The organism is Paraburkholderia tropica, from assembly GCF_014171495.1.
Taxonomy (GTDB): Bacteria; Pseudomonadota; Gammaproteobacteria; order Burkholderiales; family Burkholderiaceae; genus Paraburkholderia; species Paraburkholderia tropica.
The window spans coordinates 1,720,505-1,735,014 of sequence record NZ_CP049135.1; the positions used below are offsets into that span (position 1 = coordinate 1,720,505).

Below are 14,510 nucleotides of genomic sequence, written 5' to 3' on the forward strand. Positions count from 1 at the left end.
AAAATAATAAATGTCAGTTCCAACAAGTATTAGTCAGTTGAACACAACTGCATCACTGAATTCGCCAGCGGGTACAGAGCCTATTGGTAACAGTCTCGCGCCATACCTAAATGCTGCATTTGCGTTTATTGCACAGTTGGCAAACGGTAGTGGGTTGGCGCAAGCGCAAGCGCTGAACATGAACAACTACAAGATTAATAACGTTGCTCCTGCTACAGCAGGCACTGACGCAGTTAATCTTAACCAGTTGAACGCATATTTGCCTGTAGGAACTATCCTGATGTATTCGGGCGCAGTAGCTAACATCGCGAGCGCTTTCGGTACTAAGTGGGCTTTGTGTAATGGTCAGAACGGCACACCTAACTTAATGGATAAGTTTGTCGTCGGTGCAGGTAACATCTACGCTCCCGGTTCTACAGGTGGTGCTTCTAGCTATACGCTCTCAGTAGCAAACATGCCTATCCATAGTCACGGTGTTAGTGATCCCGGCCATAGTCACGGTGTTTATGACCCAGGACACGGACACGGCGTTAATGACCCTGGACACAGCCACTCATACATTTACCGTACTGCTGAGTTGGTGCAGTCTGGTAGTTCAACATCATGTTGGGTTGGCGATCAAAGTGTGCAGACTGGTGTAAGTGGGACCGGTATTTCTATTCAATGGGGTGGTTCCAACATTGGTATTAACGGAGCAGGGACAAGCATCAGCATTCAAAATTCGGGTTCTGGTCAGGCAATGAATATTATCCCGCCATACTATGCGCTTTGCTATGTAATGAAGATAAGTAACTAATAATAAGAATAGGGTGGGCTATGAGTAGTCAAGATTGGGAAATGGGCGGTATTACTGCCGCTGCGTTAGTGGCTTCTGTTGCATCAATGGGTACAGCAGCGCCAGAAGCAGGGTCAGCCGCAGCAAGTGCAGATGCAGGTATTGCAGCAGGTACAGCAGCCGCAGATACCGGTACAGCCGCAGCAGTTGGAGCGGGTGCAGCAGACGTAGGTACGGCAGCAGGATTAGGTTCAGGCCTATTAGCTGGTACTTCTGGAACTGCATTAGGTAGTGGTGCATTAGCCGCGAACTTAGGCGCATCAGGCGCTTTAGGCATGATGGGTAGTGCTGGAACCGCAGGAGGTTTTGCAGGCGCTTTCGGTGGTGGTTTAGGCGCTGGATTAGGTACAGGTGCAACACTTGGAGCAGCCGCAGCGGCAACGCCAGCCGCAAGTTCAGCAGCAAGCGCAGGGGCAACAGGTGCTTTAGCCGGTAGTGCTGGTTCTGCTGGCGCAGGAATGGCCACTCCCGGTATTACTGGAGTTGGTAATGCAATCGGCTCGTCAATTGGTGCTGGTGCTGGTCAAGTTGGCTTAGGTTTCCAAGGCGCTATGAACGGTGCTGCTTATTACGGCGACACTGGACTTATGGGCGGGGTTGCTAATTCTGCTGCTGGGTATAACGGCCTGATGGGTGCAAATATGAGCACTGCATTGGGTGATGCACCTACTGGCGTATTCTCCGGATTATTGCCGGGTGGTGGTATGACAGGTACAGGGTCCGGTGCATTAGGTGGTGGTATTTCGGGCGCAGCAGCAGGTTCGCAAGGCGTCGGCGATGCAACTATGGGCGGACTTGCCAATAGCAGATTAATGATGGGAATGGGTCAGTTTCCACGTTTTGCTAACGGGGCAACGTCTGCAATGAGACTCGCATCTAACGCAGAACAACCATACGCAGCACCGCAAGCGCCTCCTGTTCCCGGTGGTTATCGCCGTACATCAGCAGCGAGCAATAACATGCCTATTCCTGCGCCATTGCCATCTATGGGCAATCCAACGCAAAGCATGATCCCAATGCCGGGCGCAAATACGCTGCCAACTAATAGCTCCTATGGGACGCTGTTGCAGAATATGTTGTCGAACACAGCAAGCAATCCAGAAGCGCAGTTGTTAGCTGGTCAATACGGCTCTACTGGTGTTCCGGGTTACGGCACAAATGTAAATCCCGGCTACATCATTCCCGGTCTGTACTAAACGCAAGAAGTTGGAGAGAGAAGGGCACTGGCTTAGGCTGGTGCCTTTCTTTTTGGATCGTTACATCAGCAAATGCAAGTCTTCAAGCCATTGATTTTGAACGAGAAAGAGGCGTTAAAAGTAAACATGGTAAAAACTCGTTGCTTCGTAACTAGAACGAATCTACGATTGCTTCCGTTGTCTGCGTCACAGGCAACTTTCCTACTGTAGTTATTCAGGGCGGCTAGTAGCACTTCGTTATGCTTTTCGGAGTGGAGCGCCCTTTCTTTTTTAAAGGAGTGCTAATGGCAAGTTGGGAGAAAAACGAGAAATACCGGGAGCAGGGCGCAGAAGTTTGTTATGTAACAGAGGTGCAAAGCGAGCTAGAAGCCGTCGTTCTCTACCGGAATATTAGAGACTGGTGGATGCAGTATTACGATCCCTTCGACAAGGACAAGTACGCAGATAGCCAGCTTGAAGCAGCCTACGAGGAAGCAGTAAAGGCAAAGAAGCCCGTTCTGCAAGACATAGGAGAGCCGGTGCGTCTGGTAATCAAGTTCGAGGGGGAGCCGGATTGCGCTGTAGACATGCAGAAGTGGTTTGACCGCAACGGGACATTTCAAGGCGCTCTAGCCCTAAAAACGTTCCAGATCATAGTCAACCTCTACGATTTGGGCGGCCTTACAACTTTCAAGCTGTTGTTTTGACGCAACAAAATTCCCTGCTGTTGTCCAAGGGAATCAGCCCCGATGTACACAGGAAGCGCACTTGATGCCTAGCCACCTGTCTGTAGAATCTACGCTGTACTGCTCTTTGTCACGCACGCCGCTAAGTGCTTGTTTTCTCAGGTGTTATGCACAGGTGCCTAGGCGGAGTTTTGTGTACAACGCAGTGCATAACGATCCTGAGACTGTAGGCGAAAACTTTGGTTTGACGGTCTAGTACCTTGATCGACAGTTGGCGTAAGTTATTGAAAAATCAGGACAAAATTGGTTTTTCTGGTTCTTGCACGCCGTAGCAGCCGCGGTAGGTCGCGTAGAACGAGCAGTAAAGCATCGTCGTGACCAGAATGAGCGCCGGCATCAGGATGGCCAGCGCGAAGTCGCCGGCGCCTAGCGCGCGCAGCAGCGTCGACAGTCCCAGCGACACTCCGATCGACACGGCCGACCACAGCGCGCCGTACACCACGAACGCCCCCTTGTTGCGCCAGCAGCTCACGATGCTGAAGAAAATCGCCTTGACTGGCGGCACGTCGTGCCAGGCGGTCAGCACCGGCGCGAACCAGAACATCATCGACACCGGCACGTAGGCCGCCAGCGAGGCGAGCACGGCGAGCGGTATGTTGCTGTTCTCGATTGTTTCGGTGTCGAGGTTGCCGCCGAGCGTCATGAGGCGCAGCAGCGTCCCGCTGTCCACGAGCGCCGATGCCGCGAGCACCAGCGTCATCGCTACGACGTAAATCCCGCCCAGCACGAACAGATGCTTCGTGACCGTTTGCCCGTACGAGCGGAAGCCGTCGACGAGGATGGTCGGGAACACCGGCTTGCCCGCGATGGTGTCGCGGCACGCGGCCATGAAACCCACGGCGATGCCCGGCACGAAGATGAGCGGCAGCACGCCGCCGATCACCGGTACCGCGGAGATGAGCTTCATCGCGAGCAGATACGCGAAGAACAGCGTGAGAAAGGCGAGCGGATTGCGGCGGAATAGCCAGATGCCCTGGCGGAACCACACATAACCCTGCTTCGCGGGGACTTCGATCAGTTGCATGAACGGTGAGCGTGTGCGTGAAGAGCGTCGGGCACGCCGGCGCGGCGCGCGCGCAGGATGCGCTCGAAATGGCCCGGATCGTGCGGCTTGAGCAGCTCGGCCGAGCGCGGCAGGTAAAAATCATACAGGCGCGAGACCCAGAAGCGGTACGCGCCCGCGCGCAGCATGTCGGCCCAGTGGCGGTTTTCCTCGGGCGTGAACGGCCGCACGGTCTGGTAGGCGCGCAGCAGTGCCTCGGCGCGCGCGATGTCGAGTTCGCCGGTCGCGAGGTCCACGCACCAGTCGTTCACGGTGACGGCGACGTCGAACACCCACTTGTCGCAGCCCGCGAAATAGAAGTCGAAGAAGCCGCCGAGGCGCACCGTGTGGCCCGTTTCCGGGCTGGCGTGCGCGAACAGGGCATTGTCGCGGAACAGGTCGCAATGGCAGGCGCCGCCGGGCAGCGCGGCGTAGTCGTCGCTGGCGAAGAACTGCTGCTGATGCGCCAGCTCGCTTTCGAGCAGTTCGCGCTGCGCGCCGTCGAGGAACGGTGCGACCGTCGGCACCGTTTCTTCCCACCACGGCAGGCTGCGCAGATTCGGCTGGTCGCCGCTGAAGTCGCGGCCCGCGAGGTGCAGGCGCGCCAGCATCTGGCCCACTTCGGTGCAATGCTCGACGCCGGGCGCGAGTTCGGGCGCGCCGTCGAGCTTCGTGACGATGGCCGCGGGTTTGCCGTGCAGCAGGCCGAACAGTGCGCCGTCCTTGCGCGGCATCGGGTCGGGCACCGGCACGCGGTGCGAGGCCAGATGGCGCATCAGATCCAGATAGAACGGCAGTTGCTGCGCCGTGAGCTTTTCGAAGATCGTCAGGACGTATTCGCCGCGCGTCGTCGTCAGAAAGAAATTGCTGTTTTCAATGCCGGACTGGATGCCGCGAAAATCGACTACGTCGCCAAGATCGTAGTCGTGCAGCCAATGGGCAAGCTGGGTGTCGGTGACAGCGGTGAAGACGGCCATGCCTGAGGTCGTGAGGTGTTCGTAATCGGGGCCCGGTTCGCGGACGTGGCCGCTCGCGCCAGAGTAGCTTCAGGGGCGGCGTGCCGGGCGGGAGGCGGCGCGGACAGCGCACGCCGCCCGCGCGCGAAGGGACGTATCAGTAATGCAGGTTGATCGACGGCAGGCGCGTGCTGGCCTGGCCGTTCTGGCGGACTTGCGGCGAGGTGTCGGGGTTCGAGCTCATCGTGTAATGCGTGCCGAAGTTCGAATGCACGTTGATCTCGACGGGCTTGCCCTTGTCGCGGTATTCGGTGATTTCGGTGCCGGTCGGGCTCACTTCATGAAAGCTCGGCGTGCGAGGCACGTCATTGATGTCGACCTTCGAGCTGACGCGCGCAGCCGGACGGTTGATCTTCTCCAGATTAGGCAAGCCGGCCCGTTCGTTCTCGGACTGGGCAGGCTGGGCGGACTGGGCCTCGACGGCGGTCTGGGCGTCGTCGGCCGGCGCAGCCATGGCGAACCCGCTGAACGCGAGCGTCGCCGCGACGGCGGCTAGAAGGTGCGACTTCATTGTGATTCTCCTGTTGACCAGACCTGGCAGGTCAACGCCGTAATCTGGTCCCGGCACAGACCGGGATCCTCCAATTCTAGCAAATTCGCGCCTCGATTCGCGTGTCGGTCCGCGCCGGCGGGGCGGTCCGCGTCCCCGCGCGGCGGGGGCTCGCGCAGCGATGAAGAATCTCCCGTTTGCGCACAGGGCGATGTCAGATTGTCCTGCTTCCGTGCTAATGTCGTTGAAACGAACCAGGGCAAACGACAATGAAAAACGACATCAACGGGCGGGCCTTCATGACGCCACCACACGACTTTCCCGTCGAAGCCTTCGAAGACGCCGCCGACGCCGTGGCGCGCCTCGCGGCCATCTACGAAGCGAATACCTCGTTCCTGCGCGATGCCTTCGCGCGCTACCGCCGCGGAGAGGCATTCGAGCGGCGCGTGCGCGCATGCTATCCGTTCGTGTGCATTCGCACGGCCGTCAATACGCATATTGACTCGCGGCGCTCGTACGGTTTCGTGGCCGGCCCCGGCGAATTCGAAACCACCATCACGCGCCCGGACCTGTTCGGCAACTACTATCGCGAACAATTGCGATTGCTCGCGAAGAACCATCATGTGTCGATCGAAGTGGGCGTTTCGCAGCAGCCCATTCCCATTCACTTCGCGTTCGCCGAAGGCATCCACCTCGAAGGCGATCTCGACCGCGAGCGCCTGTTCGCGATGCGCGACGTATTCGACACGCCCGACCTCGCGGAACTCGACGACCGCATCGTGAACGGCACCTATGAACCGGCGCCCGGCGAGCCGTTTCCGCTGGCGCTCTTCACGGCGCCGCGCGTGGACTTCTCGCTGCATCGCCTGAAACACTACACGGCCACGGCGCCCACGCACTTCCAGAACTACGTGCTTTATACGAACTATCAGTTCTATATCGACGAGTTCGTGAAGCTGGGCCGCGCCATGATGGCGCGCACCGACGACGCCGATCTGCGCAACTATCGCAGCGAATACACCTCCTTTGTCGAACCCGGCGACGTGGTTACGTACAACGCGAATCTCGGCGAACAGGATGTCGAGGGCACCACGCCCGCGCGTCTGCCGCAGATGCCCGCGTATCACCTCAAGCGCGCGGACGGCAGCGGCATCACGATGGTGAACATCGGCGTGGGGCCGTCGAATGCGAAGACGATCACCGATCACATCGCGGTGCTCCGTCCGCACGCCTGGATCATGCTGGGCCACTGCGCGGGGCTTCGCAATACGCAGCGTCTCGGCGACTACGTGCTCGCGCACGGCTATGTGCGTGAGGATCACGTGCTCGATGCCGACCTGCCGCTCTGGGTGCCGATTCCCGCGCTCGCCGAAGTGCAGGTGGCGCTCGAACGCGCGGTTGCTCAGGTCACGCAGCTCGACGGCGTGGAACTCAAGCGCGTGATGCGCACGGGCACGGTGGCGAGTGTGGACAACCGCAACTGGGAACTGCGCGATCATCGCGAACCGGTACAGCGCCTGTCGCAAAGCCGTGCAATCGCGCTCGATATGGAAAGCGCAACGATTGCCGCGAACGGCTTCCGTTTCCGCGTGCCGTACGGCACCTTGCTGTGCGTGTCGGACAAGCCGCTGCACGGCGAACTGAAGCTGCCCGGCATGGCCGATTCGTTCTATCGCGCGCAGGTCGATCAGCATTTGCAGATTGGCGTGCTGGCGATGGAGATCCTGCGCACGAACGGCTTGCACAAGCTCCATAGTCGCAAGCTGCGCAGCTTCGCGGAAGTGGCGTTCCAGTAACGACGCGATTCGGCGGCGGGTGTCTGTGCGCGATGCGCGAATGCGTATCGCGCCACCCGCCGTTCACGCCGGCGCGGCATACATGACGTTTGCGGGCAGCCGCGCATAGCGACCGCCATCGATGCGGATAGCGAGGTCGCGCGCCTTCACGTTCATGCCGATACGCGTGAAGGGATCCACGGGAACCGCTGTAGGTTGTCGATAGGACACGCGCCGCAGCGCCAACTCGGCGGCGTCCGCCTGAGCGAAGAGCGCGTTCATCCGGTCGACCGAGCATAGCCAGCGGTGCAGCGCATACGATCCGATGATGCCAACGACAATCGCCGCGGCCGGAATGCCGAACAGGACTTCTACAGGCCATTCATTCATTTTCTGTACCGCTCCAGGGTGATTTTGGACAAGGTGAGTAGCGTGGCCAGTGCGTAAGTTGCGCAACTCAGCTTGTGAGGGGTGCCCCATGTTTCTCCCGCACCGGGGCTGCCTTCGGGATGGAGGCTCAGCAGCCACATCGCAAAGATGCCGCACGATAAAACTAGCGCAAAGAAGGCAATGCCGTGATCGAGTATCCAGATCAAAGTATTCGCGCGGTTTCGACGTCTGACGACGCGATTTCGATGCGCCCAGCGGCGGCGCGCCGCAAATCGCGTGAACGAAGGCGCGGGCGGTAAGGGCTGCAAAGGAGGGCGCGTGAACGCGAGATTCATGCACGGCAGCACCATGGCGAGCGCGGCGGCCATCATCGCCGGCGTGAAGAATTCCAGCGCGTGACACGCTTCGCGGCCGCGCAGCGCGCAGATCTCGTCGCGTAACTTGTATTCGATGAGGATGAGCGCGAGCGGCGCGATCACCACGATCGCGGTCACGAACAAATTCCAGCCGTATGTCCATGTGCGCGGCTCGAACGTCTGCGTCATCGTGCAGTCGGAATGCGGTTCCACCAATTCGTCACCTGCCGTCGCCTGTTGTCCTGCTCATCAATCTAGTCAGGCCGTGGCGCCGTGGCAGCGCGTGATGCATACGCGCAACACGCCGAGGCGGCGTGCTGTGCGTTCGTTCAAATCGCGTGCGGAAAAGGCGGGGAAAGCGGTGTAGCAAGCCGTTCGGCCAGTGGCGAATGCGCACGGCCGCCGTCCGCGTGCCGATGAGGCCACGCAAGTCTGCCGAACGGTCAACGCGCAAAAAAAGAGCCGCTCGTCAGCGGCCCGCGAATCGTGCCTGTGAAACACACGAGTGAGACAAGTTTCACTCTAGGCGACGAATTGCTGCACTGCAAAATCAGCGCGCATAATCTTCAGAAGAAATCGTGACAAGCATTGCGCGGCGGGTGTTGGTCGTCGCGTTGCAATGCGGTGTCCGTCGATTCAAATCGCATTCCGAATCAATCCAGGGCCGCAGCATTGTGCCGCGTCACTGCCCGAATCCGGTCAGTCCGATCAGGCTGCCCGCCGCGAGCAGCCAGAGCGGATGGATCTTCGTGCGGAACGCCAGCACGGCGCAAACGCCGGTGATCGCCCAGGCGATCCACGTCGGGTCGGAGGCTTTGGCGATCAGTACGGCGCTCGCCGCGACGAGGCCCGCCGTGACCGGCACGAGTCCGCGCTGCGCGATGCGGCGCCACGGCCGGTCCTTGAAGCGGTCCCACGCGTGCAGCGCCGCGATCGTCACCAGCGACGACGGGCCGAACTTCGCGATCGAGGTCACCAGCATGCCCGCCCAGCCGGCCACGTGCCAGCCGACGAGCGTCACGATCATCATGTTCGGGCCCGGCGCGGCCTGCGCGAGTGCGAACAGCGCGCTGAATTCGCTGGCGGGCATCCAGTGATGCACCTCGACGACCTGGCGCTGCATTTCCGGCAGGATGGTGTTGCCGCCGCCGAAGGCGAGCAGCGAGAGCTGGCTGAAGATTGCGGCGAGCGCAACGAGTGTCGAGTTCATCGCGCACCACCTTCGCGACGCGCGGCGCGCGCGGCCAGTGCGACGCCGAGCGGCGTCAGCACGAGCATGGTCGGCAGGAGCGGCACGCGCAGCGCGGCGATGGCCACGAAGCCGAGTAGCGCGACGACCGCCGCCGCCTTGTCGTGGCGCAGCGGCAGCACGATTTTCAGCGCCATCGACACGAGCAGCCCGGCCGCCGCCGCCGCGAGACCGACGAACAGATGGCGCACGTGCGGATCGTTTTGCGTGCGCTCGTAGAGCACGCCGAGCCCGACCACGACGATCGACGGTCCCGCGATCAGCCCGAGCAGTCCCGCGAGCGCGCCGCGCCAGCCGTGAAAGCGCATGCCGATCGCCACCGAGAGGTTGATGACGTTGCCACCCGGCAGGAACTGGCACAAGCCGAGCAGATCGGTAAACTCCGCGCCGCTGAGCCAGCGTCTCTGCTCGACGATGGCGCGTCGCGCCAGCGGAAGCGCGCCGCCAAACGAAGTGAAGCCGAGACCAAGGAAGCCGAGGAAGATTTCGCGCACGCTCGGTTGGTGGAGCGCGTTCTGCGGCGCGGGCTCGTTGTGGTGGGGCGGATCGGCGGGATGTTTATGCATGCGGGAACCTCTGTGGCAAGCAGCGAGGGTAGCGCCGAATCGCTGCGCCACAAAACGATTTTTTAGCGCGTCTCTTGTGATCTAGAATCACAAGCATGTCCCGATCGCTTCCTCCCTTTCCGGCGCTGCGTGCGTTCGAAGCCGCCGCTCGGCATAACAGTTTCACGGCCGCCGCGGGCGAACTCCATGTGACTCACGGTGCCATCAGCCGTCAGGTCGCCGCGCTCGAGGCGTGGGTGGGCGTGCAGGTGTTTCATCGGCACGGCAAGCGCGTCGCGCTCAACGAGCACGGTCGGCGCTATCTCGCGTCCGTTCAGGCCGCCTTCGACGACATCGCGCGCGCCACCGAGCAGTTGCGCGACACGGGCGCCGTGCGGGTGCTGCGCGTGAGTGCGCTGCCCACCTTCGCCATGAAATGGCTGCTGCCGCGTCTTTCGCAGTTTCAGCGGCTTGCGCCGAATGTCGAACTGCGTCTGTCGACGTCGAACGCGCCGGTCGAGACGCTCGCAGCGTTCGACGTCGCCGTGCGGCGCGGCCCGGCGCATTGGCGCGACTGTGCGAGCGGCCACTTTCTCGACGAAATGGAGTTGCCGGTCTGCAGTCCCACGCTGCTCAAGCGTGCGCCGATCCAGCACGCCGACGATCTCGCGCGCCACGTTTTGCTGCATTCGGATACGCGTCCGGATGCGTGGCGCGCGTGGCTCGCGGCGGCGGACGTGAAGGCGCGCTGCCGCAAGAAGCAGTCGTTCGATCACTTCTATCTGGCCTTGCAGGCGGCGGTCGATGGTCTGGGCGTCGCGCTCGGACCGCTGCCGCTGCTCGACGACGAACTGGCGTCGGGCCGGCTCGTCGCGCCGCTCGCGGGACCGCTGCTGGATGCGCGCGGCTATTGGTGGGTGGCGCGTCGCGAAGTGGCGGACGTGCCCGAAGTCGCGCAGTTCTGCGCGTGGCTGGAGGAGCAGGCGCGCGCGCAACCGGCGCAGATGGCGCAGGCCGTGACGGCGTGATGCGCATGTGCGCAAGCATGCGCAACATCGGCGCTTGCAAGCCTGAAGAAAGCCGCCGAAAGCCGCAGAAATAAAAACGGCGCGATGCCTTGCAGCGATCGCGCCTCGATAGCGATAAAGCGTTACGCCGCGCCACGCGGACCTCGGGAGGCCCGCGCGCCGTTGCGTCAAGCACGCTCCATCAAGCCATTACAGATAGAACATGCGGTCTTCGTCGGAGTCGCCGCGTGCGGGATGTTCCTTCTCCGCCTCCTCGCCGCTGTCCTCGTAGAACTTCAGCACCGCTTCGAGCACCTGGTCGGGGTCGTCGATTACCTGCATCAGATCCATGTCTTCCGGATTGATGAGGCCCATCGGCACGAGCGCCGAACGGAACCACGCGAGCAGGCCCGCCCAGAACTCCGCGCCCACCAGAATGATGGGGACGTGACGCGACTTGCGGGTCTGGATGAGCGTGAGCACTTCGGCCAGTTCGTCGAGCGTGCCGAAGCCGCCGGGCATGACGATGACCGCGTCCGAGTTCTTCACGAACGTGACTTTGCGCGTGAAGAAATGACGGAAGCGCAGCGAGATGTCCTGCCACTGATTGCCCGACTGCTCGTGCGGCAACTCGATGTTCAGACCCACCGACGGCGACTTGCCCGCGTGCGCGCCCTGGTTGGCCGCTTCCATGATGCCGGGACCGCCGCCGGAGATCACGGCGAAGCCCGCGTCGGACACTTTTCGCGCGATCGTGCTGGCCAGCTGGTAGTACTTCGAGTCGGGTTTCAGGCGCGCGGAGCCGTAGATGCTGACCGCTGGCCGGATCTCGGACAGGTATTCGGTCGCCTCGATAAACTCTGCCATAATCGTGAACATCTGCCACGATGCGCGCGCCTTCTTGGCCGTTGCGCGCTCTTGATCTGCGAGTGAACGCAGACTCGGAATCACTTTTCTCTTGTCCATAATGCCTGAAGAACTACGCGTGGAAACGAAGCTACAAACTGAGCTGGAAGGTAAGACCTTATTACTGGTCGACGGTTCTAGCTATCTCTATCGGGCCTTCCATGCAATGCCGGATCTGCGCGGTCCCGACGGCGAACCCACAGGCGCGCTTTACGGCATCATCAACATGCTGCGTCGAATGCGCAAGGACGTTACGGCAGAGTATAGCGCGTGCGTGTTCGATGCCAAGGGCAAGACGTTTCGCGACGACTGGTATCCGGAGTACAAGGCCAATCGTCCTTCCATGCCGGAACCGCTCGCAGCACAAATCGAGCCTATCCATACGGCGGTGCGCGCGCTCGGCTGGCCGCTGCTGATGGTCGACGGCGTGGAAGCCGACGACGTCATCGGCACGCTCGCGGCGCAGGCCGAAAAGCTCGGCATGAAGGTGATCGTTTCCACCGGCGACAAAGACCTCGCGCAGCTCGTGACCGAGCGCGTTACGCTCATCAACACGATGACGAACGAAACGCTCGACCGCGAAGGCGTGATCGCGAAGTTCGGCGTGCCGCCCGAGCGCATCATCGACTATCTCTCGCTGATCGGCGACACGGTCGACAACGTGCCGGGCGTGAACAAGTGCGGACCGAAAACGGCCGTGAAGTGGCTCACGCAATACGATTCGCTCGACGGCGTGATTGCCCACGCGGACGAAATCAAGGGCGCCGTGGGCGGTTATCTGCGCGATGCGCTCGACTTCCTGCCGATGGCGAAAAAACTCGTCACCGTGGAGACGGCGTGCGATCTCGCTCCGCATCTGGAATCGATCGAAACGTCGCTCGCCACGCGCCCCGAAGCGCGCGAGGAACTGCGCGATATCTTCGCGCGTCACGGCTTCAAGACGTGGCTGCGCGAAGTGACCGAAGCGGCTCAGCAGAGCGAAACGGTGGCTGCCGCCACGCAAGGCGATGCGCCCGCGAAAGACGCGAACGTGCAGCCCGCCTTGTTCGTCGACGCGCCGCGTCACTACGAAACCCTTCAGACGTGGGAGCAGTTCGACGCCTGGCTCAAGAAGATCGAAGCCGCCGAACTCACCGCGTTCGATACCGAAACCACCGCGCTCGATCCGATGGTTGCGAAACTCGTCGGCATGTCGTTTTCGACCGAGCCGGGCGTGGCCGCGTATCTGCCGCTCGCGCATCGCGGCCCCGACGCGCCCGAGCAATTGCCGATCGACGAGGTGCTCGCGCGCTTGAAGCCGTGGCTCGAAAGCGCCCAGCACAAGAAAGTCGGCCAGCACATGAAGTACGACGAGCAGGTGCTCGCGAACTACGGCATCGAACTCGGCGGCGTCGAGCACGACACGCTGCTCGAATCGTACGTGCTCGAATCGCATCGCACGCACGACATGGACAGCCTCGCGCTGCGCCATCTCGGCATCAAGACGATCAAGTACGAAGAGGTGGCGGGCAAGGGCGCGCAGCAGATCGGTTTCGACGAAGTGGCGCTGGAAACGGCCGCCGAATACGCCGCCGAAGATGCCGACGTCACGCTGCAACTGCATCGCGCGCTCTATCCGCAGATTGCGCCGGAGAAGGGCCTCGATTACGTGTATCGCAGCATCGAGCTGCCCACGTCGCGCGTGCTGCGCAAGATGGAGCGCAACGGCGTGCTGATCGACACCGAGCGGCTGGAAAAGCAGAGCGCGCAGATCGCCGTGCGTCTCGTCGAACTCGAGCAGGAAGCGTATGCGCTCGCGGGCGGCGAGTTCAATCTCGGTTCGCCCAAGCAGATCGGCCAGATCTTCTTCGAGAAGCTGCAATTGCCGATCGTGAAGAAAACGCCGAGCGGCGCGCCGTCCACCGACGAAGAAGTGCTGCAAAAGCTCGCCGAAGATTATCCGCTGCCGAAGCTGCTGCTCGAACATCGCGGCCTCGCCAAGCTGAAGTCCACCTATACGGACAAGCTGCCGCGCATGGTCAACGCGCAGACGGGCCGCGTGCACACGAACTACGCGCAGGCCGTCGCGGTCACGGGCCGTCTCGCGTCGAACGATCCGAATCTGCAAAACATTCCCGTGCGCACCGGCGAAGGCCGTCGCATTCGCGAGGCGTTTATCGCGTCGCCGGGTTGCAAGATCGTGTCGGCGGATTATTCGCAGATCGAGCTGCGCATCATGGCGCATATTTCGGGCGACGAATCGCTGCTCGCGGCCTTCGCGCGCGGCGACGACATTCACCGCGCGACCGCCGCCGAAGTGTTCGGCGTGACGCCGCTCGAAGTGAGCAACGATCAGCGCCGTATCGCCAAGGTCATCAATTTCGGCCTGATTTACGGCATGAGCGCATTCGGGCTCGCGTCGAATCTCGGCATCACGCGCGACGCCGCGAAGCTCTATATCGACCGGTATTTCGCGCGCTATCCGGGCGTCGCGCGTTATATGGACGAGACGCGCATGGACGCGAAATCGCGCGGCTACGTGGAGACGGTGTTCGGCCGCCGACTGTGGCTGCCCGAGATCAACGGCGGGAATGGTCCGCGCCGCCAGGCCGCCGAGCGCGCCGCCATCAACGCGCCGATGCAGGGCACGGCCGCCGACCTCATCAAGCTCTCGATGATCGCCGTGCAGAAGTGGCTCGACGAGCGCAAGATCGGCACGAAGATGATCATGCAGGTGCACGATGAACTGGTGCTCGAAGTGCCCGAGGCGGAGCTCGCCGAAGTGCGCAAGTGCCTGCCGGAACTGATGTGCTCGGTGGCGAAGCTGAAGGTGCCGCTCGTCGCCGAAGTGGGCGTGGGCGCGAACTGGGAAGAAGCGCACTGAGGGCGCACTGAACGCGCACTGAGCTTACGTATGACGCGTGCGCAGTAGTCGAACCGTAACTAAGCCGTAACCGCGCGCGCGGCCACGCGCAAGTGGGCGGAGCACATGTGATGCA

General features: G+C 61.6%; 14 protein-coding genes. 6 read left to right on the plus strand and 8 right to left on the minus strand.

Annotated elements, in window-relative coordinates; translation table 11 throughout:
• Nucleotides 1-10: 10 nt before the first annotated feature.
• The 3 genes from G5S35_RS22500 to G5S35_RS22510 all read left to right on the plus strand — a co-directional run bounded on the left by G5S35_RS22500 (nt 11) and on the right by G5S35_RS22510 (nt 2,717).
• Nucleotides 11-796 carry a hypothetical protein gene (locus tag G5S35_RS22500; RefSeq protein ID WP_183039066.1) on the plus strand — a complete coding sequence of 262 codons (786 nt, stop codon included), beginning with the start codon at nt 11-13 and terminating at the stop codon, nt 794-796.
• Nucleotides 797-816: 20 nt separating this feature from the next.
• On the plus strand, nt 817-2,031 hold the full coding sequence (locus G5S35_RS22505; RefSeq protein WP_183039067.1) for a hypothetical protein: 1,215 nt from the start codon (nt 817-819) through the stop codon (nt 2,029-2,031).
• A gap of 284 nt (nt 2,032-2,315) precedes the next feature.
• Nucleotides 2,316-2,717: a hypothetical protein gene (locus G5S35_RS22510; RefSeq protein WP_183039068.1), complete on the plus strand. Its 402-nt coding sequence runs from the start codon at nt 2,316-2,318 to the stop codon at nt 2,715-2,717.
• Nucleotides 2,718-2,988: 271 nt separating this feature from the next.
• Here the strand turns inward: G5S35_RS22510 and G5S35_RS22515 are convergent, their stop codons facing one another.
• From G5S35_RS22515 to G5S35_RS22525, 3 genes are all read right to left on the minus strand, one after another.
• Nucleotides 2,989-3,780: a BPSS1780 family membrane protein gene (locus tag G5S35_RS22515; RefSeq protein WP_183039069.1), complete on the minus strand. Its 792-nt coding sequence runs from the start codon at nt 3,778-3,780 to the stop codon at nt 2,989-2,991.
• Entirely contained in the window at nt 3,771-4,775 is a 1,005-nt protein-coding gene (locus G5S35_RS22520) for a homoserine kinase (RefSeq protein WP_074982596.1), read from the minus strand. The genes G5S35_RS22515 and G5S35_RS22520 overlap by 10 nt, the downstream gene beginning before the upstream one ends.
• A gap of 136 nt (nt 4,776-4,911) precedes the next feature.
• Nucleotides 4,912-5,325 carry a hypothetical protein gene (locus G5S35_RS22525; protein WP_065059972.1) on the minus strand — a complete coding sequence of 138 codons (414 nt, stop codon included), beginning with the start codon at nt 5,323-5,325 and terminating at the stop codon, nt 4,912-4,914.
• Between the two features lie 248 nt (nt 5,326-5,573).
• Here G5S35_RS22525 and G5S35_RS22530 point away from each other — a divergent pair, with 248 nt between their 5' ends.
• Nucleotides 5,574-7,100, plus strand: coding sequence for an AMP nucleosidase (locus G5S35_RS22530; RefSeq protein WP_065059971.1), 1,527 nt, complete (start codon nt 5,574-5,576; stop codon nt 7,098-7,100).
• Between the two features lie 63 nt (nt 7,101-7,163).
• Here G5S35_RS22530 and G5S35_RS22535 read toward each other — a convergent pair whose 3' ends face one another.
• The 4 genes from G5S35_RS22535 to G5S35_RS22550 all read right to left on the minus strand — a co-directional run bounded on the left by G5S35_RS22535 (nt 7,164) and on the right by G5S35_RS22550 (nt 9,640).
• Nucleotides 7,164-7,469, minus strand: a complete 306-nt coding sequence (locus G5S35_RS22535) for a hypothetical protein (protein WP_065059970.1) — start codon at nt 7,467-7,469, stop codon at nt 7,164-7,166.
• Nucleotides 7,466-8,014: a hypothetical protein gene (locus tag G5S35_RS22540; RefSeq protein ID WP_124260457.1), complete on the minus strand. Its 549-nt coding sequence runs from the start codon at nt 8,012-8,014 to the stop codon at nt 7,466-7,468. The genes G5S35_RS22535 and G5S35_RS22540 overlap by 4 nt, the downstream gene beginning before the upstream one ends.
• Nucleotides 8,015-8,507: 493 nt before the next feature.
• Nucleotides 8,508-9,035: a chromate transporter gene (locus tag G5S35_RS22545; protein ID WP_065059968.1), complete on the minus strand. Its 528-nt coding sequence runs from the start codon at nt 9,033-9,035 to the stop codon at nt 8,508-8,510.
• Nucleotides 9,032-9,640 carry a chromate transporter gene (locus tag G5S35_RS22550; protein WP_183039070.1) on the minus strand — a complete coding sequence of 203 codons (609 nt, stop codon included), beginning with the start codon at nt 9,638-9,640 and terminating at the stop codon, nt 9,032-9,034. The genes G5S35_RS22545 and G5S35_RS22550 overlap by 4 nt, the downstream gene beginning before the upstream one ends.
• Before the next feature lie 95 nt (nt 9,641-9,735).
• Between G5S35_RS22550 and G5S35_RS22555 the strand changes: the two genes are divergently transcribed.
• The gene (locus G5S35_RS22555; RefSeq protein ID WP_065059966.1) at nt 9,736-10,647 is read left to right on the plus strand and encodes a transcriptional regulator GcvA; all 912 of its coding nucleotides are present in this window, start codon (nt 9,736-9,738) and stop codon (nt 10,645-10,647) included.
• Nucleotides 10,648-10,836: 189 nt separating this feature from the next.
• Here the strand turns inward: G5S35_RS22555 and G5S35_RS22560 are convergent, their stop codons facing one another.
• On the minus strand, nt 10,837-11,592 hold the full coding sequence (locus tag G5S35_RS22560) for an LOG family protein (protein WP_065059965.1): 756 nt from the start codon (nt 11,590-11,592) through the stop codon (nt 10,837-10,839).
• A gap of 1 nt (nt 11,593) precedes the next feature.
• Here G5S35_RS22560 and polA point away from each other — a divergent pair, with 1 nt between their 5' ends.
• On the plus strand, nt 11,594-14,395 hold the full coding sequence (gene polA, locus G5S35_RS22565) for a DNA polymerase I (protein WP_183039071.1): 2,802 nt from the start codon (nt 11,594-11,596) through the stop codon (nt 14,393-14,395).
• The last annotated feature ends 115 nt before the right edge of the window (nt 14,396-14,510 follow it).